This window comes from Aeromicrobium sp. (genome assembly GCF_049586495.1).
Classification (GTDB): domain Bacteria; phylum Actinomycetota; class Actinomycetes; order Propionibacteriales; family Nocardioidaceae; genus Aeromicrobium.
Genome location: NZ_JBAVCB010000197.1, coordinates 1 through 20,797, shown reverse-complemented (window position 1 = coordinate 20,797; position 20,797 = coordinate 1). Strand labels below are relative to the sequence as shown.

The 20,797-nt window shown below is 67.1% G+C and carries 23 protein-coding genes and 2 tRNA genes; 14 read left to right on the top strand and 11 right to left on the bottom strand.

The genetic code is table 11. The annotated features are described in order from the left end of the window. Positions 1-419: AIR synthase-related protein (locus WB508_RS10575; RefSeq protein WP_423844847.1), on the top strand; the 419-nt coding region annotated here is incomplete at its 5' end. A 30-nt stretch (positions 420-449) separates the two neighbouring features. Next, positions 450-794, top strand: coding sequence for a sterol carrier family protein (locus tag WB508_RS10570; protein WP_423844846.1), 345 nt, complete (start codon positions 450-452; stop codon positions 792-794). A gap of 30 nt (positions 795-824) precedes the next feature. Here the strand turns inward: WB508_RS10570 and WB508_RS10565 are convergent, their stop codons facing one another. After that, on the bottom strand, positions 825-2,135 hold the full coding sequence (locus WB508_RS10565; protein ID WP_423844845.1) for a glycoside hydrolase domain-containing protein: 1,311 nt from the start codon (positions 2,133-2,135) through the stop codon (positions 825-827). Between the two features lie 184 nt (positions 2,136-2,319). Next, positions 2,320-2,772, bottom strand: coding sequence for an SRPBCC family protein (locus WB508_RS10560; RefSeq protein WP_423844844.1), 453 nt, complete (start codon positions 2,770-2,772; stop codon positions 2,320-2,322). A 110-nt stretch (positions 2,773-2,882) separates the two neighbouring features. Here WB508_RS10560 and purF point away from each other — a divergent pair, with 110 nt between their 5' ends. The 3 genes from purF (at position 2,883) to WB508_RS10545 (ending at position 5,763) form a co-directional block, all read left to right on the top strand. Then, the gene (purF, locus tag WB508_RS10555; protein ID WP_423844843.1) at positions 2,883-4,379 is read left to right on the top strand and encodes an amidophosphoribosyltransferase; all 1,497 of its coding nucleotides are present in this window, start codon (positions 2,883-2,885) and stop codon (positions 4,377-4,379) included. After that, the gene (gene purM, locus WB508_RS10550) at positions 4,376-5,473 is read left to right on the top strand and encodes a phosphoribosylformylglycinamidine cyclo-ligase (RefSeq protein WP_423844842.1); all 1,098 of its coding nucleotides are present in this window, start codon (positions 4,376-4,378) and stop codon (positions 5,471-5,473) included. The genes purF and purM overlap by 4 nt, the downstream gene beginning before the upstream one ends. Positions 5,474-5,592: 119 nt before the next feature. After that, a complete protein-coding gene (locus tag WB508_RS10545) occupies positions 5,593-5,763 on the top strand; it encodes a DUF3073 domain-containing protein (RefSeq protein WP_423844841.1) in 171 nt (56 codons plus the stop codon). Positions 5,764-5,818: 55 nt separating this feature from the next. Here WB508_RS10545 and WB508_RS10540 read toward each other — a convergent pair whose 3' ends face one another. The 3 genes from WB508_RS10540 to WB508_RS10530 all read right to left on the bottom strand — a co-directional run bounded on the left by WB508_RS10540 (position 5,819) and on the right by WB508_RS10530 (position 8,482). Next, positions 5,819-6,901: a Glu/Leu/Phe/Val dehydrogenase dimerization domain-containing protein gene (locus WB508_RS10540; RefSeq protein WP_423844840.1), complete on the bottom strand. Its 1,083-nt coding sequence runs from the start codon at positions 6,899-6,901 to the stop codon at positions 5,819-5,821. A 166-nt stretch (positions 6,902-7,067) separates the two neighbouring features. Beyond that, positions 7,068-7,868: an SDR family NAD(P)-dependent oxidoreductase gene (locus WB508_RS10535; protein WP_423844839.1), complete on the bottom strand. Its 801-nt coding sequence runs from the start codon at positions 7,866-7,868 to the stop codon at positions 7,068-7,070. After that, a complete protein-coding gene (locus WB508_RS10530; RefSeq protein WP_423844838.1) occupies positions 7,865-8,482 on the bottom strand; it encodes a TetR/AcrR family transcriptional regulator in 618 nt (205 codons plus the stop codon). Before WB508_RS10530 ends, WB508_RS10535 begins: the two co-directional genes overlap by 4 nt. A gap of 78 nt (positions 8,483-8,560) precedes the next feature. Here WB508_RS10530 and WB508_RS10525 point away from each other — a divergent pair, with 78 nt between their 5' ends. From WB508_RS10525 to WB508_RS10510, 4 genes are all read left to right on the top strand, one after another. Beyond that, positions 8,561-9,448: a sterol desaturase family protein gene (locus WB508_RS10525; RefSeq protein WP_423844837.1), complete on the top strand. Its 888-nt coding sequence runs from the start codon at positions 8,561-8,563 to the stop codon at positions 9,446-9,448. An 87-nt stretch (positions 9,449-9,535) separates the two neighbouring features. Then, positions 9,536-10,195 carry an ABC transporter permease gene (locus tag WB508_RS10520; protein ID WP_423844836.1) on the top strand — a complete coding sequence of 220 codons (660 nt, stop codon included), beginning with the start codon at positions 9,536-9,538 and terminating at the stop codon, positions 10,193-10,195. A 34-nt stretch (positions 10,196-10,229) separates the two neighbouring features. Then, positions 10,230-11,396, top strand: a complete 1,167-nt coding sequence (locus WB508_RS10515) for an ABC transporter ATP-binding protein (protein WP_423844835.1) — start codon at positions 10,230-10,232, stop codon at positions 11,394-11,396. Continuing rightward, a complete protein-coding gene (locus WB508_RS10510) occupies positions 11,393-12,250 on the top strand; it encodes an ABC transporter permease (protein ID WP_423844834.1) in 858 nt (285 codons plus the stop codon). Before WB508_RS10515 ends, WB508_RS10510 begins: the two co-directional genes overlap by 4 nt. A gap of 85 nt (positions 12,251-12,335) precedes the next feature. Here WB508_RS10510 and WB508_RS10505 read toward each other — a convergent pair whose 3' ends face one another. Together WB508_RS10505 and WB508_RS10500 are read right to left on the bottom strand one after the other, a co-directional pair. After that, the gene (locus WB508_RS10505; protein WP_423844833.1) at positions 12,336-13,271 is read right to left on the bottom strand and encodes a glycine betaine ABC transporter substrate-binding protein; all 936 of its coding nucleotides are present in this window, start codon (positions 13,269-13,271) and stop codon (positions 12,336-12,338) included. Positions 13,272-13,427: 156 nt separating this feature from the next. Beyond that, positions 13,428-14,183 carry an SDR family oxidoreductase gene (locus WB508_RS10500; protein ID WP_423844832.1) on the bottom strand — a complete coding sequence of 252 codons (756 nt, stop codon included), beginning with the start codon at positions 14,181-14,183 and terminating at the stop codon, positions 13,428-13,430. Between the two features lie 44 nt (positions 14,184-14,227). On the opposite strand from WB508_RS10500, the gene WB508_RS10495 reads away from it, so the two are divergent. Next, positions 14,228-15,385: an NAD(P)/FAD-dependent oxidoreductase gene (locus tag WB508_RS10495; protein WP_423844831.1), complete on the top strand. Its 1,158-nt coding sequence runs from the start codon at positions 14,228-14,230 to the stop codon at positions 15,383-15,385. A gap of 50 nt (positions 15,386-15,435) precedes the next feature. Here the strand turns inward: WB508_RS10495 and WB508_RS10490 are convergent. The 4 genes from WB508_RS10490 to WB508_RS10475 all read right to left on the bottom strand — a co-directional run bounded on the left by WB508_RS10490 (position 15,436) and on the right by WB508_RS10475 (position 17,140). Continuing rightward, positions 15,436-15,509, bottom strand: a tRNA-Phe gene (locus WB508_RS10490). A gap of 69 nt (positions 15,510-15,578) precedes the next feature. Continuing rightward, positions 15,579-16,178 carry a malonic semialdehyde reductase gene (locus tag WB508_RS10485; RefSeq protein WP_423844830.1) on the bottom strand — a complete coding sequence of 200 codons (600 nt, stop codon included), beginning with the start codon at positions 16,176-16,178 and terminating at the stop codon, positions 15,579-15,581. Positions 16,179-16,257: 79 nt separating this feature from the next. After that, on the bottom strand, positions 16,258-16,998 hold the full coding sequence (locus WB508_RS10480) for a PIG-L deacetylase family protein (RefSeq protein ID WP_423844829.1): 741 nt from the start codon (positions 16,996-16,998) through the stop codon (positions 16,258-16,260). A 65-nt stretch (positions 16,999-17,063) separates the two neighbouring features. Continuing rightward, positions 17,064-17,140, bottom strand: a tRNA-Asp gene (locus tag WB508_RS10475). A gap of 241 nt (positions 17,141-17,381) precedes the next feature. Between WB508_RS10475 and WB508_RS10470 the strand changes: the two genes are divergently transcribed. From WB508_RS10470 to WB508_RS10455, 4 genes are read left to right on the top strand one after another with little or no spacing between them, the layout of a single operon-like run. Beyond that, complete coding sequence (locus WB508_RS10470; protein WP_423844828.1) at positions 17,382-18,230, top strand: ABC transporter ATP-binding protein; 849 nt, start codon at positions 17,382-17,384, stop codon at positions 18,228-18,230. Continuing rightward, on the top strand, positions 18,227-18,922 hold the full coding sequence (locus WB508_RS10465) for an ABC transporter permease (RefSeq protein ID WP_423844827.1): 696 nt from the start codon (positions 18,227-18,229) through the stop codon (positions 18,920-18,922). The genes WB508_RS10470 and WB508_RS10465 overlap by 4 nt, the downstream gene beginning before the upstream one ends. Continuing rightward, positions 18,922-19,683 (top strand): ABC transporter permease, encoded by a 762-nt coding sequence (locus WB508_RS10460; protein WP_423844826.1) that lies wholly within the window; start codon positions 18,922-18,924, stop codon positions 19,681-19,683. The genes WB508_RS10465 and WB508_RS10460 overlap by 1 nt, the downstream gene beginning before the upstream one ends. A gap of 18 nt (positions 19,684-19,701) precedes the next feature. Further along, a complete protein-coding gene (locus tag WB508_RS10455; protein ID WP_423844825.1) occupies positions 19,702-20,643 on the top strand; it encodes an ABC transporter substrate-binding protein in 942 nt (313 codons plus the stop codon). Positions 20,644-20,797 lie beyond the last annotated feature (154 nt).

Genomic DNA, 20,797 nt, shown 5'->3' with positions numbered 1-20,797 from the left:
TCATCCACCAGCACCTGGGCGGCCTCCCGCCGCGGGTCGACCTGGAGGCTGAGCGCGCCTTGGCCGAGCTGATGCTGGAGGCGGCCGCCGCCGGAGTGCTCGAATCAGCGCACGACTTGTCCGATGGCGGCTTGGGCATGGCGCTGGCCGAGGCCAGCTTCCGCCACGGCATCGGCGCGGCCGTGGTGCTGGAGGATCCGTTCATCGAGCTGTTCAGCGAGTCGTCGGCACGCGCCATGGTCGTGGTCAGCCCGCACCGTCACGAAGAGCTGGTCGATCTCGCGCAGAAGCACGGCGTCCCGCTCGCGTCCGTCGGCCGCACCGGTGGCAGCACGCTCGAGGTCGGGGACGAATTCAGTGTCGATGTCGCCGAGCTGCGCACCGCGTGGCAGGCAACGCTCCCCGACGCCCTCGCCTGACCGGGTCGGCCGATCATGAGGCGTGGTCGCGTGCTCGACCCGGACCAGTTGTCCGAGATCTTCCATCGGATCGACTCTGGCACTGCTGGCCGCGACGACCTGAAGGCCGCCACGTGGCACCTGCTGACCGTGTTGGCCACGGTCGCGCCCGGTGCCTCCGTCGAGGTGCGGGTCCCGCCGTTCGCGGTCGTGCAGTGCATCGCAGGGGCGAGCCACACCCGCGGAACACCTCCGGCCGTCGTGGAGATGGACGCGCTGACATGGATCGCCCTCGCACGTGGGCGGCTGGCTTGGTCCCACGCGACCCTGCGGGCTTCAGGGGCGCGGTCTGACCTGTCCGGGTTGCTGCCGCTGATCGCTGATGCCACACCGTGAATGGTGGGTGTCGACCATGACTCAGTCCGGCTACGACCTCGCGGCCGAACCTCGGCGCAGCTTGGCCCACAGTGTTGACTCGGCGGTCGGATACGCGGGTTGCTTGACGGCTGAGCGGTAGGACCTGACGGCCGACTCGGTGCGAGCGTCGAAGACGCCTGTGAGTACGGAGCCGTAGCCCGCAGCGACCAGTGATCGCTGCAGCCGCCACACGTGCGATCCGACGGACCCGCGCTTCAGGACCCGGGGGCTCTTCTCGGCGGACAGAAGTGCGGTCCAGGTCTTCGGCGTCGTGCGGCCGATCGGTGACCAGCCGAGTCGCTTGCGGAAAGCGTCGAGGTTGTCGCGGGTCTGCGTCCCGAAGTAGGTGTTGACCGTCTTCTGTCCGGTCTGCTGGCGCAGCAGGCACTCCAGTGCCGCCACCTCAGGGCCTCGGGATCCGACCTTCAGATCCGGGTACGCCGTGAAGGACATCTTGACGCCGCAGGGCTGGGGGTCCTTGCCGGCACGAGATCCGTGGCCCGTGTCGAGGTAGTTCTTGTCGATCACCAGTCGCTTGCCGCCGTGAGTGGCGGCGACGTCGAGGTGGTACTGGTGCACGCGTTGGTGTTTGGCCCAGCCGTCGTCGCGCAGGTAGGGGCCGCCATCGGTGTCCGCCTTCTTGTTGCCCCAGGCGAGCCACAGCTGGTCCGGTGCGTGGAACCAGCTGGCTGATCTGACTGCGTCGACCGATTGGATGGCCGCGGAAGCGCTGGAGTACAGGCCGGACTTGTAGCCTGCTTCATGCAGGCGAATGGTCCATTCATCGATGAAGCGCAGCACGGCGTCATTGCAGGTCTTGTTGCTCCGGGAGTACCACTCGATGTCGAGGTAGCCGACGCTGCCAGCGCCAAATCCGTACTTCTTCAAGGCTGCGATGTTCTCGGCCGCGTCGGAGCGGGCCTGTTCGCGCGCCTTCGTCCACGAGGTCGACATCTTCTTCTTCTGCACCCGGCTCCTTGGATTGTTGCTGAAGCACGGTGCCTGGTAGCCGACATGGATCGGCAGGAAGCGCCAACCGTGGGACGCGTTCTTGGCGACCCACGTCCTGCTGAGATTCCGCTGGTAGGCGTCGTGGCAGTACCGCGAGTTGCCCGAGACGTAGATGCCCACCGCTGAGTAGGGCGAGTACAGGTTCCAGGCGTCCATCGTCGCTTGGTCCGGAGCGACGCACGCATCGAAGCCGTAGCCTTCGATGCTGCCGGGAGCGGACGGCTCGGCATGGGCGGGCGGGACGGCAAGAAGCGGCAGGAGCAGACCCAGAAGGAGAGTCGGAAACCACCGTCGGGCGGGGGAAGTCACCAGAGGCATTCTTGAGGATAACCCCGAAATGGCCAGCGTGCGGGCAAGTCCCACCAATCCCGCGTGCCCCATGCGTCACGCGCGTCGCCGGAAGATGGCGTGCGAGTCGTCGTCGACGCCGGCCACCGGACACGATGTCGCGCCCCCGGCCCACCCCTGCATGATCGGGGCCGCGTCCTTGCCCTCAGCGGCGCTCGACCAGGCTGGCGATCCGGGCCAACGTCTTGGTCATGGCCTTGCCGGAGCCGCCGACCATCGAGCTGCGGGCGAGCAGAAAGCGTTGCTTGTCGCGGGTCAGGTCCCACGTCTCGCGCACCAGCGTGCCGCCGTCGACAGGCGCCAGCTCGTAGCGCCAGATGCGCCCACCGACGAGTCCGCCCACACCCGACGTCTGCCAGGCGATGCGACGGTCCTGCTCAAACTCGATGACCTCGTTGACCGTGGAGTACCCGATGCCCATGTGCATCGACATGCCGAACTTCGATCCCAGGCGAAGCGGTTCGCTGACGCCCTTGACGTCCCGGACCGTTCCTGACCCGTCGATCTCCTGATGCCGTGATGCGTCCGCGACGAAGGCGAAGATGTCCTCCGGCGGAGCGGCGATGGTGCGTTCGACAGTGACGGTGTGGGTAGCCATGGGTCCATTCGACCGGTCCGGCGCTCGGAGAGCAAGCTGAAAAATTTGCCAGCTCGCCCCAACCGGACCATCTGGTCAGCGGCCAGCCGTGCCACCCCTACACTGGAGCGGTGCCCCGCGGAGACGGACAACTCACCCACGAGCTCAATCCTCAGGACGCCGGACCGCAGGACGCCTGCGGCGTGTTCGGCGTCTGGGCACCGGGCGAAGAGGTCGCCAAGCTGACCTACTTCGGGCTGTACGCGTTGCAGCATCGCGGCCAGGAATCAGCCGGCATCGCGGTCAGCAACCGTCGCCAGATCTTGGTGTACAAGGACATGGGTCTGGTGTCCCAGGTCTTCGATGAGTCGACGTTGGAGTCGCTCACGGGCGAGATCGCCATCGGGCACACCCGCTACTCCACGACCGGATCGAGCGTCTGGCACAACGCCCAGCCCACCTTTCGTCCCACAGCGTCCGGCTCTGTCGCCCTGGGGCACAACGGCAATCTGACCAACACCCACGAGCTCGCCGGCGTCCTCGCCGAGCGGCTGACGGCGCAGGCCTCGGACTCCGGTCGCGGCGAGACCGCGACCTCTGACACCTCGGTCATGGCTTCCCTGCTGGCGTCGTACCCGGACCGGTCGGTCGAGGAGGCGGCGCTGGAGGTGCTGCCGCAGCTGCGCGGCGCGTTCTCGCTGGTCTTCATGGACGAGACCACGCTCTATGCGGCGCGCGACCCCCAGGGCATCCGCCCTCTCGTGCTCGGACGTCTCGAGCGCGGTTGGGTCATCGCCAGCGAGACCGCCGCACTCGACATCGTCGGCGCGTCCTTCGTCAGGGAGATCGAACCGGGGGAGTTCGTCGCGATCGACGAGGCCGGGTTGCGGACGGAGCACTTCGCCGAGCCCGAGCCCAAGGGCTGCATCTTCGAGTACGTCTACCTCGCGCGACCTGACACCACCATCTCGGGCCAGAAGGTCTTCTCGGTGCGAGCTGAGATCGGCCGCCGGCTGGCACGGGAGTTCCCGGTGGAAGCCGATCTGGTCATCCCGGTGCCGGAGTCTGGCACGCCCGCTGCCATCGGCTACGCCGAGGAGAGCGGCATTCCGTTCGGCCACGGCCTGGTCAAGAACTCCTACGTCGGCCGCACCTTCATCCAGCCCTCGCAGACCATCCGACAGCTCGGCATTCGTCTGAAGCTCAATCCGCTGCGTGATGTCATCGCCGGCAAGCGACTCATCGTGGTCGATGATTCGATCGTGCGCGGCAACACCCAGCGCGCGCTGGTGCGCATGCTGCACGAGTTCGGCGCTGCCGAGGTGCACGTCCGCATCGCCTCACCGCCGGTCAAGTGGCCCTGCTTCTACGGCATCGACTTCGCCTCGCCGGCCGAGCTGATCGCCAATGGCATTTCGGTCGACGAGATCTGCCGGTCCATCGGGGCAGACTCCTTGGCCTACGTCACGCTGGAGCAGCTCATCGAGGCCACGAACCTGCCCAAGGATGATGTGTGCCGCGCGTGCTTCGACGGCATCTACCCGGTGCCGCTCCCCGAGGACGACGTGATCGGGCAGCATCTGCTTGAAGCGCCCGCCGGCGCCCCCACGTTCAAGGTGATCCAGTGACGAATTCGCCCAGGCTCGACACCTCGTCGGACAGACCGACCACCGACTATGCCAGCGCGGGAGTCTCGGTCGCGGAGGGCGATCGCGCGGTCGAGCTCATGAGGGAATGGGTCGACAAGGCCCGACGCCCAGAGGTCGTGGGCGGCATCGGTGGCTTCGCCGGCCTGTTCGACGCCTCTGCGCTCAAGGACTACACCCGACCGCTCCTGGCCACGTCCGCTGATGGAGTCGGCACCAAGGTGCAGATCGCCCAGCGCATGGATGTCCACGACACCATCGGCTTCGACCTGGTGGGCATGCTGGTCGACGATCTGGTCGTCTGCGGTGCCGAGCCGCTGTTCATGACCGACTACATCGCGTGCGGCAAGGTCGTGCCTGAGCGCATCGCGGACATCGTCAAGGGCATCGCGCAGGCGTGTGCCGAGACCGGCACGGCGCTGCTCGGTGGCGAGACCGCCGAGCACCCCGGCTTGCTGGGAGTGGACGAGTACGACATCGCCGGCTCCACCACGGGCGTCGTCGAAGCTGACCGGCTGCTCGGGCCTGAGCGGGTGCGTTCGGGGGATGTGGTCGTCGCCATGGCTGCCAGCGGGTTGCACTCCAACGGATATTCGCTGGTGCGACAGGTGTTCTTTGGCCAGGCGGGCTGGTCGCTGGACCGCCAGGTGCCCGAGTTCTCCAGCACGCTCGGCGAGCAGCTGCTGATCCCGACTCGGCTGTACACGTTGCCGTGCCTGGCGCTCGCCGCTGGCGTTGAGGTGCACGCGATGTCGCACATCACGGGCGGAGGGCTCGCGGCCAACCTGGCGCGGGTCGTGCCTGATGACGTGTCGGTCGTCGTCGATCGCTCCACCTGGTCGCCGCAGCCGATCTTCACCATGGTCGGCGAGCTGGGCGGGGTGGAACGACCCGCGCTGGAGCAGGCGTTGAACATGGGCGTCGGCATGATCGCCATGGTGGCGGCCGACGCGGCGGACGCCGCGATACGGCTGTTGGCTGAGCACGGCGTCGATGCCTGGATCGCGGGTCAGGTCGGTGCTGCGAGCGTCCACGGAGCGGGCGGAACCGTCACGATGGTCAACGATCACCCCTGAACCGGCTGCAACCACAGTCTGTCCACACGCTGCCGGGGGGTCGGTGCGAGAATCGCCCATCCTTTGGGTAGGCTGAAGGCACGAATTGACTAACTAGTTCTGCGAGGGGGTCGAACCTTATGGGTCGCGGCCGTGCGAAAGCCAAACAGACCAAAGTTGCGCGCGATTTGAAGTATCGGACTCCAGACACCGACTTCAACACCCTGCAGCGCGAGCTCCATGGCGAATCGGGAGACCCGATCCCGGAGCAGTATCGCGATCTCGAACGCGAAGGCCCAGCGGCCAGCTGAGCGTGCTGCGCCTCACGGAAGACCCGACGCGTCGGATCTCCCGTGAAGTGGTGCATCAGGGCAGAAACACCTGACGCAGACGACCCACGTCGCGCATGCGCTGCTCGGCCACCCGATCGGCGGCGATCGACGGCGACACCCCCTGCTCAGCGGCGTGCGTGAGCACCTCGAGCGTCGTGTCGTAGATCTTGGTCGCCTGCGACTTGGCGCGGTCGAAGTCAAACCCGGACGGATCCAGCTCGTCGGCAACCTGCATGACGCCACCCGCGTTGACGCAGTAGTCCGGCGCGTAGACGATGTCGCGCTCCTCGAGCCGCTTCTCGATGCCGTCGTGGGCGAGCTGGTTGTTGGCTGCACCGCACACGATCTTGGCCTCAAGCACCTCGACGACCTCGTCGTCCAGAGCGCCACCGAGAGCGCAGGGGGCGTAGATGTCGAGGGGCTCACGCACCATGGCGCCGACGTCACCGACCACGCGCAGCGCGGGATGCTCGGCGGTCATTGCTTCGACGGCTGGCGCCCACGGATCGGTGATGACGACATGTGCGCCCTCGTCGAGCAGGTGGCGGGTCAGGTGCTTGCCGACCTTGCCGACCCCGGCGACACCGATCGTCCGCCCGCCGAGCGAGGAGTCGCCCCAGACATGCTGGGCCGAGGCGCGCATGCCTTGGTAGACGCCGAATGCCGTGAGCACCGATGAATCGCCAGCTCCGCCGTGCTCGACCGTGCGTCCGGTGACGTAGTCGCACTCGCGGCCGATCAGGTCCATGTCGGGGCTGAAGGTGCCGACGTCGCACGCGGTGTAGTAGCGGCCGTTGAGACTCTGCACGAATCGGCCGTAGGCCCGCAGCAGCGCCTCGGTCTTGATGAGTTTCGGATCGCCGATGATCACGGCTTTGCCGCCACCGAGGTCGAGGCCGGCGAGGGCGTTCTTGTACGCCATGCCCTGCGAGAGATTGAGGACGTCGGCCAGCGCATCGGCTTCCGAGGCGTACGGGAAGAACCGCGTTCCCCCGAGGGCCGGGCCGAGGGCCGTGGAGTAGATGGCGATGATCGCCTTGAGTCCACTGGCTTCGTCGTGGCAGAAGACAACTTGCTCGTGGTGGGTGCCGAAGGCTGACGGGGTCTGAGGGGTCACGGTGGTGCTCTCTGTGGTCGGGTGACGAACCGGCGATGATGGGCCGGTTCAACGATCGAGACACGGGGTGATGTGGCTCACGTCGATGGTAGCGCGCCGACGCTGGTGGCCGTGCATGCGTCAGGGACCTTCGAGGCGGTCGGGCCCGGGGACCGACCGCGCTGGATCAGCGCTGCGATCGACGGGCCAAGGCGGCGTCCATGCGGCGGAACATCGGCGCTGAGACCTTGGAGAGGACACCCGGGAGCACCGACATGCCCACCTGGCTGACGGCCCCCTGCAGGCTCGTGACGCGGGTCGGTCGAGCGGTGACGGCCTTGACGATCCAGGTGCCCCCCTCCTCGGCGGTCAGCATCGGCATGGCTGAGTAGATCGCGGTGGCGCCGGACATCTCGGTGCGCACCATGGGAAAATAGACGATCGTCGTCGAGATGCCGCAGTGGCCCAGCTCGGCCATCAGGGAGCGTGCGTACGACTCCACAGCACTCTTGCTGGCCAGATAGGCCGAGAACAGCGGGATGGGCAGCTGGGTCGACATGGTCGAGGAGAAGGTCACGTGCCCGTGACCCTGCTCGAGGAACCGCGGCAGCAGCAGGCTGGTGAGCCGAACGGCGCCGAAGTAGTTGATCGCCATGACCCGCTCGTGATCGTGGAGGCGGTCCAGGGAGTCGCGGATGGGGCGGCGGATCGACCGGCCGGCATTGTTCACCAGCACATCGATGACCGGGTGATCGGCCAGGATCTGCGCAGCAGCAGCGGCGCAGCCGTCCGGGTCGGTGAGGTCGACGCGGTAGGCGCGAGCCGATCCGCCAGCCGCCACGATCTCGCTGCGCAGCACCTCCAGCTCGTCGGCCCGACGGGCCAGCAGGCACACCGTTGCACCGCGAGCAGCCAGCTGGCGAGCGGCCTGCGCGCCGATGCCGCTGGAGGACCCAGTGATGACGACAGTGCGTCCGGTCAGGTTCATCGTCGAGCGCCCACGTCGAACAACGCGGTGATGAGTCGCACGCATCGGCGCAGCATCTGCTCGGCCGACTGGTCCGGGTGCTCGACCCACCAGGCCATCAAGGAGTCGACGATGCCGAGCCACACGCGGGTCATCGCGTCGACGTCGAGAGTGTCGTTCACCCCGCTGACGGCGAGCATCTCGCTCACCCCTTCGCGGGCCAATGTGGTGATGCGAGCGGTGTAGGACGCTGTGGCGTCGGCGATAGGACCGGACGTGGGCGCCGTGGGATCGATCACGATCCGCCACAGGTGGCGTTGCTGCTCCAGCAGGTCGAACATCGCGGCGAGCGTGTTGACGCCCCGTTGAATGCCGACGGCATCGAGCCGAGCAACCCGCTCGATCTCCTCAGCGAGCACCGCGCCGGCGCGCTCGATGCAGGCGAGGAACAACCCGTCCTTGGAGCCGAAGTAGTTGTAGACCAGCGGCTTGGAGATGCCAGCCCGGTCGGCGATGTCGGCGACCGAGGTGGCGGCATATCCCTCGGTGCCGAACGCGACCGAGGCGACGTCGAGGATCTGGGTCTCGCGGTCGAGCCGGGGGACGCCCTTGGTTCCGGCGTTCGATCGGGCCATGCGTGAACCCTATCCGATGGATTGACCATGTGGTAACTTACTCGCAGGTCATATAGCGGAGACGTCAGGAGTGGCCACATGGACGAAGTGCTGGACCCGCTGAAGAATCCGGTCACGTACGCGGCACCGTTCTTCGTGTTGACCATTCTGATCGAGATCGGTGCCCTGCGTTGGCTCGATCACGACGACACCACGACCGGTTACGCCTTCAAGGACGCACGCGCCTCGATCTCGATGGGGGTCGGCTCGGTGTTCTTCCTGACCGCGTTCAAGGTCAGCACCTTCTTCGCCTTCGTCGCGATCTACACCTACCTGGCTCCGTGGCAGCTGCCGACCGACACCTGGTGGTACTGGGTGTTGGTCATGATCGGACTCGATCTGGGCTATTACTGGCACCACCGCTTCTCGCACCGTGTGCGGGTGGGTTGGGCCGGTCACCAGGCCCACCACTCCAGCGAATTCATGAACTTTGGCACCGCCCTGCGGCAGAAGTGGAACCCATGGTTTGAGTTCTTCTTCTGGCTTCCGCTGCCCTTGCTGGGCTTTGCACCCTGGACCATCTACGTGGCCTTCGGCATCAACCTGATCTACCAGTTCTACGTGCACACCGAGCTGGTCGACCGCATGTGGCGACCGATCGAGTACGTCTTCAACACGCCATCGCACCACCGGGTGCACCACGGCAGCGACCCGGAGTATCTGGACAAGAACTATGGCGGCATCCTCATCATCTGGGACCGCTTGTTCGGCACCTTCACCCGCGAGGAGCATCGTCCGACGTACGGTCTCACCCGCCAGGTTGACACCTACAACCTGCTGCGTCTGCAGTACGGCGACTACGTGCAGATGGTGCGCGACGTGCGCGGGACCCGTGGCGTGCGCAACAAGATGGGCTACGTGTTCGGGCCGCCCGGCTGGGAGCCACAGGCCGAGCACGAGGAGCATCCGGTCCTGCCGCGGCGCTGAGCGGAGGGATGCGGCAGCGCCGATTCATCGGTACCAATCGTGCAACCTGCGTAGGGTAAGGCGGGCACCCGCACCCGGAAGGAACACGTGGAAGCGTTCGCAGACTGGTTCACCTACGTTCAGGACAACTTCGAATTCATCCTCGAGGCCACCCTCGCCCACGCACGGATCACCCTCATCGTCGTCGCCGCCGCGACCGTCTTCTCGGTGCTGCTGGGCGTGTACGTCCAACGACGGCCCGTGGCTCGCGTGATCGCGCTGACGATCTCCGGCATCCTGCTGACGATCCCGTCTCTGGCGATGTTCGCCCTGTTCATTCCGATCCTCGGCATCGGCAATCCACCCGCCATGCTTGCGCTGTTCCTCTACGCGATCCTGCCGATTCTGCGCAACACCGTCACCGGGCTGGACGCAGTCTCCCCGGCCGTCATCGAGTCCGCCAAGGGCATGGGCATGAGCTCGGTGCAGCAGCTCGTCCGCGTCAAGCTGCCGCTCGCCTGGCCTGTCGTCATGACCGGCATCCGTATCTCCAGCCTGCTGGTCGTGTCGATCGCCGCCATTGCGGTGCTGGTCGGCGGCGACGGACTCGGCACGTTCATCCAGGCAGGCCTGACCCGGTTGGGCCTACCCAACGCGGCGAACTCGGTCTGGGTCGGCGTCGTCTTCACGGTTCTGCTCGGCCTGGTGCTCGACATCGTCTTCGCCGTCGTGCAACGACTGACCACTCCGCGGGGGCTTCGCGCATGAGCGCTCCCGCCGCCCACCGAACCACCGTGAGGACATGATGAGCCAGGTGCCGAAGATCCACCTCGACCGGGTCAGCAAGACCTACCCCGGCAGCAAGATTCCCGCCGTCGACGAGCTGACGCTGGACGTCCACGAGGGCGAGATCCTCGTGCTCGTGGGTCCCTCAGGCTGCGGCAAGAGCACGACGCTGCGCCTGATCAACCGGATGATCGAGCCGAGCGCGGGCCGCATCCTGTTGGACGGCGAGGACGTCACCGAGGTCAATCCGGACAAGCTGCGCCGCCGGATCGGCTACGTCATCCAGCAGATCGGTCTGTTCCCGCATCAGACCATCGCACAGAACATCGCCACGGTCCCGGGCATGCTCGGGTGGGACAAGGACCGCATTCGCACGCAGGTCGATTCCCTGATGACCACGGTCGGTCTCGACCCCAAACAGTATCGGGATCGGTTCCCCAAGGAGCTGTCGGGCGGACAGGCCCAGCGGGTGGGCGTCGCGCGGGCGCTGGGCGCCGATCCGGACATCATGTTGATGGACGAGCCATTCGGTGCGATCGACCCGATCACCCGCGACCGCCTGCAGAACGAGTTTCTCCGCGTGCAGGGCGAGCTGCACAAGACCATCGTGTTCGTCACCCACGACATCGATGAGGCCATCAAGATGGGCGATCGCATCGCGATCCTCGGCGAGGGCAGCAAGATCCGCCAGATCGACACCCCAGAGCGCATCTTGGCGTATCCGGTCGACGAGTTCGTCGACGATTTCATCGGAGCCGGGTCGACCATCAAGGGGCTGAACTTCCTGCAGGTCGGCTCGTTGAAGAAGATCGACTACCCGACCATCACGGTGAGCGAGCCCGCTGAGACCGGCGTCGCTCGGCTCGACGAGGCGCACCAGGAGTGGTTGGTCCTCGTGGACGAGGCGCAGAGCCCCCTGCGGTGGATCCGCCGCGACGACCTGTCGGGCCCGACGCCCCGCACCGGCGACATCGGCGAGGAGATCGGCGAGCTGCTGCGCACTGACGACACGCTGTTCCACGCGCTGGAGCTGATGGTGGAGTCGGCGTCTGGCCAGACGGTCGTGGTCGACGCGCACGGCGCGTACGCCGGCGTGGTGGACATGACGCACCTCAACCGGGCGATCCGGAGGGCTCAGCTCGAGGCGCGTCTGCACTACGAGGAGCTGGAGGCGAACGCGTGAGCGGCAGCGGCGCAGACCAGGCCCAGAGCCTGGCGGCCGATCCGGACGACGCGCCGATCCCGTCCTCCGGTGACGGGGCGAGGCCGGCGGCTCCGCTGGACGGCGCTCAGGTGGCGGGACGGCTCGAGCGAATCGGCCTGTTCGTCGCGCCGGTGTTCATCGCCGGTCTCGCCGCTCTGCTGGCCTGGTACCACCACAGCCTCGATCTGGAGAATGCGGCGCGGCAGCAACGTTCCGCGCTCGGGTGGTCGAGCAAGCTCTACCCCCAGATGGTCGAGCACATCCAGATCGCGGCGGCCTCGACGGCGCTCGTGGTGCTGATCGCGGTCCCGCTCGGCATCCTGCTGACCCGACCGGCGTTGCGTCGCGTCGGGCCCCCGGTCCTCACCGTCGCCAACGCCGGACAGGCGCTGCCGGCCTATGGCCTGCTGGTGCTGGGTCTTGTCGTCGCCGGACAGGGCCAGCTGACGGTCATCTACGCGTTGACGCTGTACGCCCTGCTGCCGGTGCTGCGCAACACGATGGTGGGCCTGGACGCGGTCGACCGCGGCGTCATCGAGGCTGGGCGGGGCATGGGAATGACTCGCCTGGGGGTGCTCACGCGCATCGAGCTGCCCCTGGCGGTGCCGATCATCGTGGCCGGCGTCCGGATCGCCATGATCATCAACATCGGCATGGCGACGCTGGCCTTCTTGATCGGTGGGGGTGGCCTGGGCATCACGATCAGCTCGGGCCTCAAGCTCAACCAGGACCCCGTGCTGATCGTCGGCGGAGCCCTGGTCGCGATCGTTGCGCTGGGCTTCGACTGGCTGGGTGCTGTCGCGGAGCGGTACCTCAAGCCGCGAGGCATCTGACGCCCGTCCGTCTCACGCACGACGACGCCGCCGGGTCCAGATGGACCCGACGGCGTCGGTGTTCGTGCGGCCTGCAGGTGATCGGCTAGAGGACGCCGACCTCCTTCAGGTAGTCCTCGGCCACGCGCTCGGCCGGCGTGCCCTCCACGTCGACCAGAGCGTTGAGCTCAGCCATCTTGTCGTTGTCCAGACCCGCAAGGATCGAGTCGGTCAGCTCGTCGTACACCGTGGCGTTGGCCTGGTAGAGCTCGTCGGACATGGTGAACGAGACGTTGTAGACGATCATGACGCCGGGATCTTCGACAAGCTGAAGGTTGAGCGCCGTGATGCGGCCGTCGGTCGTGAAGACCTCGCCGAAGTCGCAGTTGCCGTCAGCGGTCTCGGTGTAGATGAGACCTGTGTCGAGGATCTGCGTCTGGCTGCTGGGCAGCTCGTAGCCGGTGGCCTTCTCCCACAGCACCAGGCCGTCGGGACGATCGGGGAACTCGGTCTCCATGCAGACGGTGGCGTCCGGGTTGGCCTTCAGGTAGTCGGCCATCTTCTGGAAGTCGAATCCGCCCTCGGCCTTCGCCAGATCTCCGTTGGCGGCGAAGCCGTAGGTGTCGTTGAACGGCGAAAGACCGACCCATTGGATGCCGTTCTTCTCCAGATCGGCCTTGGCAGTGACGTCGTACAGCTCCTGCGGATCCTGGCTCGGGTCTTCGTTGCCGAGGTGGACCGTCCAACCGGTGCCGTTGTACTCGGGGTAGACGTCGATGTCGCCGCTGGTCAGGGCGTCGCGGTTGACTGACGTGCCACCCAGGTTGACCTTGTTGTTGACGCTGGCGCCCTCATTCTCCAACGCTTGAGCGAACATCTCGGCCAGCAGGATGTTCTCGGTGAAGTCCTTCGACCCCACGGTCAAGGACACGCCGTCGAGTCGGTCCGAGGATCCGCCGCCACCTCCGCTGTCGTTTCCGCAGCCGGTGACAGCCATGGCCAACGCCGCGGTTGCCGCGGCAATCTTCACACTTTTGCGCATCTACCCATCCTTTGGTCACTTGTCGTCGAGCCCCCACCACCCGCCCGTGACGACCATCGCGCTCCGGACGTTCTGGTGCAGAAGGCAGGCCGGGGCGTCTCGACCCTATGGCGAACGACACCTCGATGTGGCGTTGACACCCAACTGCAACGTGTTTCACAACCCGCGGACCAGCCCGCCGTCCACCGCGAGCATGGTCCCGGTGACGAACGATGCGGCTGGTGACAGCACGAAAGCGGCGACCCGACCGAACTCCTCAGGAGTTCCGTAGCGGCGCAGCGGGATGGCGGCCTCGTGGGCGGCACGTGCAGCGACAGGATCGTCGGCGAGCGAGTCCAGGTGCTGCACGCGTGCAGTCTCCAGACGTCCGGGGAGCAGCCCGTTGACCCGGACACCGCGAGGACCGAGCTCGTCGGCCATGGTCTTGGCTGCCATGGCCAGACCCGGCCGCAGTCCGTTGGAGATCGCCAGCCCGCTGACCGGCATCTTGGCCGACGTCGAGAGCACGAAGGCGATCGCTCCACCCTCGCCCAGCTCGGTGGCGATGGTGCGCGCCAATCTCAGGGACCCGACGAAGACGGTCTCGAAGGCCTCGGCCCACAGCTCGTCGGTGGTGTCGAGAACCGTGCCGGCGGGTGGTCCCCCGACGCTGATCAGGGCGCCGTCGAGACGGCCGAACCGCTCGTGGGCGGCTGCCACCAACCGGGCGGGGGTGGACGGGTCCCTGTTGTCGGCCGCCACGCCCGTGGCCTGGTCGCCGAGAGCGGCCACCGCGGAGTCGACTGACGACTGCGTGCGCGACGACACCACGACGCGTGCTCCGTCGGCCACCAGCGCCTCCGCGGTCGCGAGGCCCAGGCCGTTGGTCGCGCCGGTCAGGATGTACGTGCGATCGCGCAGTCCCAGGTCCATGTCGCCAGCCTAGGATGTCGGGACGCGACGAGGGGGACACAGCAGTGAGTGAACAGCCGCCGGTTTCGGCCGATGTCGTGATCATCGGCGGTGGCGTCATCGGCCTCAGCGCCGCGTATCACCTGGCCGCGGCCGGAGTCGCCGACGTGGTCGTGCTCGAGCGGGGCGACCTCGGGGGTGGGTCGACCTCGAAGGCGGCCGGTGGGGTGCGCACGGCCTTTTCTGACGAGGTGAACATCGACCTCGCGCAGCGCAGCCTCGCGGCTTTTGAGCGGTTCGGCGACGAGCACGACCAGGACATCGATCTGCACCGATCCGGCTACCTGTTCCTGCTGCGCGACGATGCCCAGCTGGCTGACTTCGCCGTGGCCTCCCGGCTGCAGCGCCGGTTCGGCATCGACAGCCAGATGATCGGCGCGGTCGAGGCCTGCAGGTTGTCGCCGCTGGTGAATCCGGTCGAGGTTGCGGGCGCGATGTGGTCGCCCGACGACGGGCACTGCTCGCCGGAGTCAGTGGTCCTCGGATACGCACGATCGGCGCGCCGACTCGGGGTGCGCATCGTGACCGGCTGCGAGGTCACGGGGGTCGATGTCGAGTCCGGCCGGATCGCGGGGGTGCAGACCGCGCACGGCGCGATCAGTACGCGAACGGTCGTCTGCAGTGCCGGGGCGTGGTCGCGCCAGGTCGGCCGCTGGGCCGGAGTGGATCTGCCGGTCGACGCGCTGCGGCGGCACGTGGCGACCACGTCGCCCGTCGCGGGTCTCGATCCGCACACGCCGTTCACCGTGGACTTCGCGAGCTCCCTGTACTTCCACCGCGAGGGTCCCGGACTGCTGATGGGGGCGCCGGACGCTGACGACGTGTGGGGGGTCGACGCCGCGCGCGACCCCTCCTGGCTCGAGCACCTCGCTGCCGTGATGCAGCACCGCCTCGTGGGTCTCGACGAGGTGGGTCTGCGCATCGGATGGGCCGGCCTCTACGAGGTGACGCCGGACCACAACGCGTTGATCGGCCAGGCCGAAGAGGTCGAGGGCTTCGTCTATGCCACCGGATTCTCTGGCCACGGATTCCTCATGGGCCCCGGTGTCGGCGAGGTCGTGCGCGACCTGGTGACCGAGCGGCCACCCGTCGTCGACGTCACGACCCTGGCAGCGACCCGATTCACCGCACGTGAGGCACGGCCCGAGCGCCACATCGTCTGAGTCCACCGAGGAGTCACGGAGGACCCATGAGTGATGTCCGGCGATCTGAGTGGCCAGGGCCGGGATCGAACCGGCGACCTACCGCTTTTCAGGCGGTCGCTCGTACCAACTGAGCTACCTGGCCGTACGGCCGCAGACTCTACCCGATGGCCTCGAGGTGGCACGCATCGTGTCGGCCGCGACGCCGTTGGGATCAGACGGCGCGGATGGCGTCGTCGGTGCTGATGCGCGGCAGGCGGTCGAACCAGGAGTCGACGCCGGGGTGGCCGATGTTGACCACCAGCTGGGAGGTCCACGTCGTGTCGGCGAAGAATTCGGCGTCAACGCCGGCGCGATCGAAACCGCCCATGGGTCCGGCCGCGAGGCCCGCGGCGCGCAGCCCGAGGATGAAGTAGCCAGTCTGCAGCGCGGTGTTGTACACCGCTTGCTCCGCCCGGGCACCCTCGTCGAGGAAGAAGCTACGGGCATCGTCGACGATCGGGAAATGCTGGTCCATCCTGTCGTGGAAGCCGGTGTCGGCAGCGATCACGGCGACGAGCGGCGCTGTCGCTGTCTTGGCCGCATTGCTTCCGCCCATGTGCTGCACCAGTCGGTCGCGACCGGGGCCCTGCTCGACGAGCAGGAGGCGCATGGGCTGGTTGTTCATGGCGGTGGGCCCGTACTTCACCACGTCGAAGACCTCGTGCACTCGGGCGGCCGGGACGGGCTCGTCGGTGAAGGTGTTCGCGGTGCGCGCCTCGCGGAACAGCACGTCGATCGCGGCGTCGGAGAGCAGGAACGAGTGGTCGGTCATTGGTGAAGTCATACAAGTTTCAACCAATTTGAGCTCTAGGTCCTTCCGGTGGCGGGTATGAGCTGCGTCACGTCAGTCGCTAGCTGCCCCAGCCCATGTCGAAGCGCTCGAACGCGGCCGCGAAGGTGGTGCCCAGCCGTTGGCCCGTGGCGCGGGCGCCGCCCTCGAGAAACTCGCGCGGATCGAAGTCGTCCCATCCCAGGCCGGCGATGTAGGCCGAGTGCGCCTCCAATGAGGCGACTCCGCGGTCGAAGGTGTCGGTGACGTCGACCGCGTGGCCGGCATCCGGCGACCCGAAGGCCAGCACGGTGCCCACCCCGCCCCACGGCTCCAGGCCGCCGGTCAGCTGGTCGGTGAACACCCAGCGGTTACCGGCGTCGCGCACCGCGTCAAGCACGGCTCGGCCCACCGCGATGTGATCGGCCTGGTTGAGATTCGCGCCGCCCCACGTGTCCCGGAAGTTGCCGGTGACCACGACGTCGGGGCGGAAACGGCGCACCGCGTGAGCGATGACGGCGCGCAGCGGCACGCCGTACTCGAGGACACCGTCGGGCTGGCCGAGGAATTCGACATGGTCCACGCCCACCACGTGCGCCGAGGCGATCTCCTCACGCTCGCGCAGGGGACCGCACTCGTCAGGGTGCATGCCGTCGATGCCGGCTTCGCCGCTGGTGACCATGGCGTAGCCGACGGTCTTGCCCTGGTCGGTCCAGCGGGCCACGGCGGCGGCGGCGCCGAACTCCAGGTCATCGGGGTGGGCCACGACGCACAAGGCGCGATCCCAGTCCTCGGGCACGATCTCCAGCGGTGCGGGCTCCATCTATCGATGATGTCCCTTCTGGCAGCAAAAACCCACATGTTCACGAGAACATGTGGGCTTCACACTGGCGACCTCGACGGGACTCGAACCCGCGACCTCCGCCGTGACAGGGCGGCGCGCTAACCAACTGCGCCACGAGGCCTAGTGTGCTGCGGCGAACCGCGAACGTAACTGTAACGCACGCCCGACCGGCCCACCAAAATGGTCTCGAGCGCCGACCCGCCGCACCAGGGCGTTGCCGTTCGCCGAAGATGACGCCAGACTGTGGCAAGCCTTTCGCCGGGTGACCCGAACTGACTGCCTACCTCAAAAGAGGACCGCATGATCGAGTACCGCTCCATCGGCAATCTCACTCCCACGGCCGAGCGGCCGATCGGTTCGCGATGATCGAGTTTCGTGGCGTCACCAAGCAGTTCCCGGACGGCACCGAGGCCGTGGCGGACTTCAGTCTCGTGCTGCCCTCCCACAAGACCACGGTGTTTGTGGGGTCTTCGGGATGCGGCAAGACGACGCTGCTGCGGATGATCAACCGGATGATCGATCCGACCGAGGGCCAGATCCTGATCGACGACGTCGACGTCGCGTCCCAGGACAAGGTGGAGCTGCGGCGTTCGATCGGCTACGTGCTGCAGGCCTCCGGTCTGCTGCCGCACCGCAAGGTGATCGACAACGTGGCCACCGTGCCGATTCTCACCGGCACACCCAAGGCCGAGGCGCGTGCGGCGGCGCTCGATCTGCTCGACAAGGTTGGTCTCGACAGGAGCTTGGCCGATCGCTACCCCCGTCAGCTCTCCGGCGGACAGCAGCAGCGAGTGGGCGTGGCCCGAGCCCTGGCCAGCGATCCCAACATCTTGCTGATGGACGAGCCGTTCGGAGCGGTCGACCCGATCGTGCGCGACGACCTGCAGGTCGAGCTGAACCGGCTGCAGCGTGAGCTCGGCAAGACCGTCGTCTTCGTCACCCACGACATCGACGAGGCCTTCGTGCTCGCCGATCAGGTCGTGATCCTCCGCACGGGCGGATTGATTGCCCAGACCGGCACGCCGGCCGAGATCTTGGCCAACCCGGCAGACGACTTCGTGGCGAGCTTCATCGGCGCCGACAAGGGCAAGCGCGATCTCCACCTGCAGCAGCGCGAGGGCGACGGCGGCCTGACTCTCGTCGTCGACGGCGACGGGCGCCCGCTGGGCGTTCTGGACCGGACCGGCGGGGCAGAGTCGAGTCCGTCGTGAACTGGACGCTCAACAACCTCGACCTGATCCGTGAGCTGACCATCAACCACGTCAAGCTCTCGATCCTGCCGATCGTCTTGAGCTTTCTGCTCGCCATCCCGCTCGGCTGGTTGGCCAACCGCACGCCCGTCACGCGAGCCGTGGTCATCTCCGGCGGCAGCCTTCTCTACACGATTCCGTCCCTGCCGCTGTTCGTCATGCTGCCGCTCTTCCTGCCCACCCGGGTGCTCGATGACACGAACCTGGTGGTCGCGCTGACCATCTACGGCGTCGCGGTGATGGCGCGTTCCGCCGCCGACGCGCTCGCGTCGGTCGACGCCATGACGATCGACGCGGCCACGGCGATCGGCTACTCCCCGTCGGCCCGGTTCCTGCGGGTGGAGCTGCCTCTGGCCGGCCCGGTGCTGCTCGCGGGCCTTCGGGTCGTCTCGGTCAGCACCATTGCGCTGGTCTCGGTCGGAGTCATCATCGGGTCGAGCAACCTTGGTGTGCTGTTCCGCGAGGGCAAGCAGCGCGGCATCCTGGAGGAGGTCGTGGTGGGCATCCTCATGAGCCTGCTGCTGGCGCTGATCTTCGACGTGATCATCGTGCTGCTGGGGCGCCTGCTGATGCCGTGGTCGCGTGACCCGTCCAGTCGGTCGAAGCAGAAGTCCGAGCTGGTGGGCGTCGGCGCCGGCGGACGGGCCCGCTGATGGACCTGTTCGTCAGCGCCGTCAGGTGGATCTTCGACAGCTCCCACTGGGAGCCCGGCAGCCAGAGTCCGTTCCCGATCCAGGACAGGCTCCTGGAGCACCTCCTCTACACCGGGATCGCGGTCGCGATCGCAGCCGTGATCGCGCTGCCGCTCGGCTTCTTCATCGGCCACACCGGCCGGGGCCGCCAGTTCGTGATCGGCTTCACCGGCTCGATGCGGGCGCTGCCCACGCTGGGGCTGCTGTTCTTCCTGCTGATGGTCTTCGGCTACTTCCTGAGCTACGACACGGCACCGATCGTGGGCGCCAGCATCGCGTTCGTGATCTTGGCGATCCCTTCGATGCTGGCCGGCGCCTACTCCGGTCTCGAGGCGGTCGACCGCCAGGTCATCGACGCGGCGCGAGCCAACGGCATGACCGAGTGGCAGATCCTGACCAAGGTCGAGATCCCCCTCGCACTGCCACTGATCATCGGTGGCGTCCGCGCGGCGACGCTGCAGGTGATCGCGACGGTGACCATCGCCTCGTACGCCGGCCTCGGCGGCCTGGGTCGGATGATCAGCAACGGGATCGGCCTCAACGACTACGACCGCATCCTCGGCGGCGCCCTGCTGGTCACCGTCCTCGCCCTCGGAGTCGACGCGCTCTTCGCTCTGGCGCAGCGCCTCACGGCCACCCAGGGACTCACCGATCGCCGCCCCGCGATGTTCCGTCGCACCGTGAGGCGGTCAGCCGGACCGCACGCCAAGACCAACGCATGATCTGAAAGGGATATCCACATGTCAATCACTCCACGCTTCCCACGCCTCGGCGTGGCTGCCCTGCTCCTCGGCCTGTCCGCCGCCTCATTGACCGCCTGCGGCGCCAGCGACCCGACAGGCGCCGACACCTCCTCCGGTGACGGCGAGACGGTCGTCGTCGGCTCGTTCGCCTTCCCGGAGAGTGAGATCCTCGCCGAGATCTACGCCCAGGCGCTCGAGGCCGAAGGTGTGTCAGTCGAGACCAAGTTCAACATCGGCCCGCGCCAGCAGACCATCCCCGCTCTGCAGGATGGCTCGATCAACCTGATTCCCGAGTACAACGGGAATTTGCTGGCCTACTACGACGAGTCCTACACCGAGCGCACCACCGAAGACGTGGACGCCGCCTTGGTCGACGCCGTCGCGAAGGACAAGCTCAAGGTGCTCGCGTCGGCCGAGGCCGAGGACAAGGACGCGTACGTCGTCACCGCCGACACCGCCAAGAGCAAGGGCCTGACCACGATCGGTGACCTGTCCAAGCTGGTGCCCTTCGCGCTGGGTGCAAACCCGCAGTTCGGTGATCTCGGCTATGGCATCCCGGGGCTCGAGAAGGTCTACGGCGTGAAGGCCAGCGACGTGAAGTTCGTCCCCATCGAGGACTTCGGTGGCCCCGACACCGTCAAGGCGTTGGTCGACGACTCGGTTCAGGTGGCCGACATCTACACCACGTCGCCAGCGATCAAGTCCGAGAACCTGGTGGTGCTCGAGGACCCCGAGAACATGATCTCGTCTCAGAACATCATCCCGCTGATCTCTGAGTCAGTTGACAGCAAGAAGATCGAGGACGTGCTCAACGCCATCTCCGCCCAGCTCACCACCGATGACCTGATCGCCTTGCGCGACCGGGTCGAGGGCAGCGAGAAAGCCTCCGCCTCGACCGCAGCCAAGGAGTGGCTCGCCGACAAGGGTCTGATCTCGTAGACGGTCACCGCGCCGGTTCGGCCTCGCTGAGGCCGAACCGGTCGTGGAACCGGCGCAGCGGCGCCGGCGCCCACCAGTTGGCCCGACCCAGCATGGCCATCAGCGACGGCACCAGCAGAGCCCGCACGATGGTGGCGTCGATCAGCACGGCCAC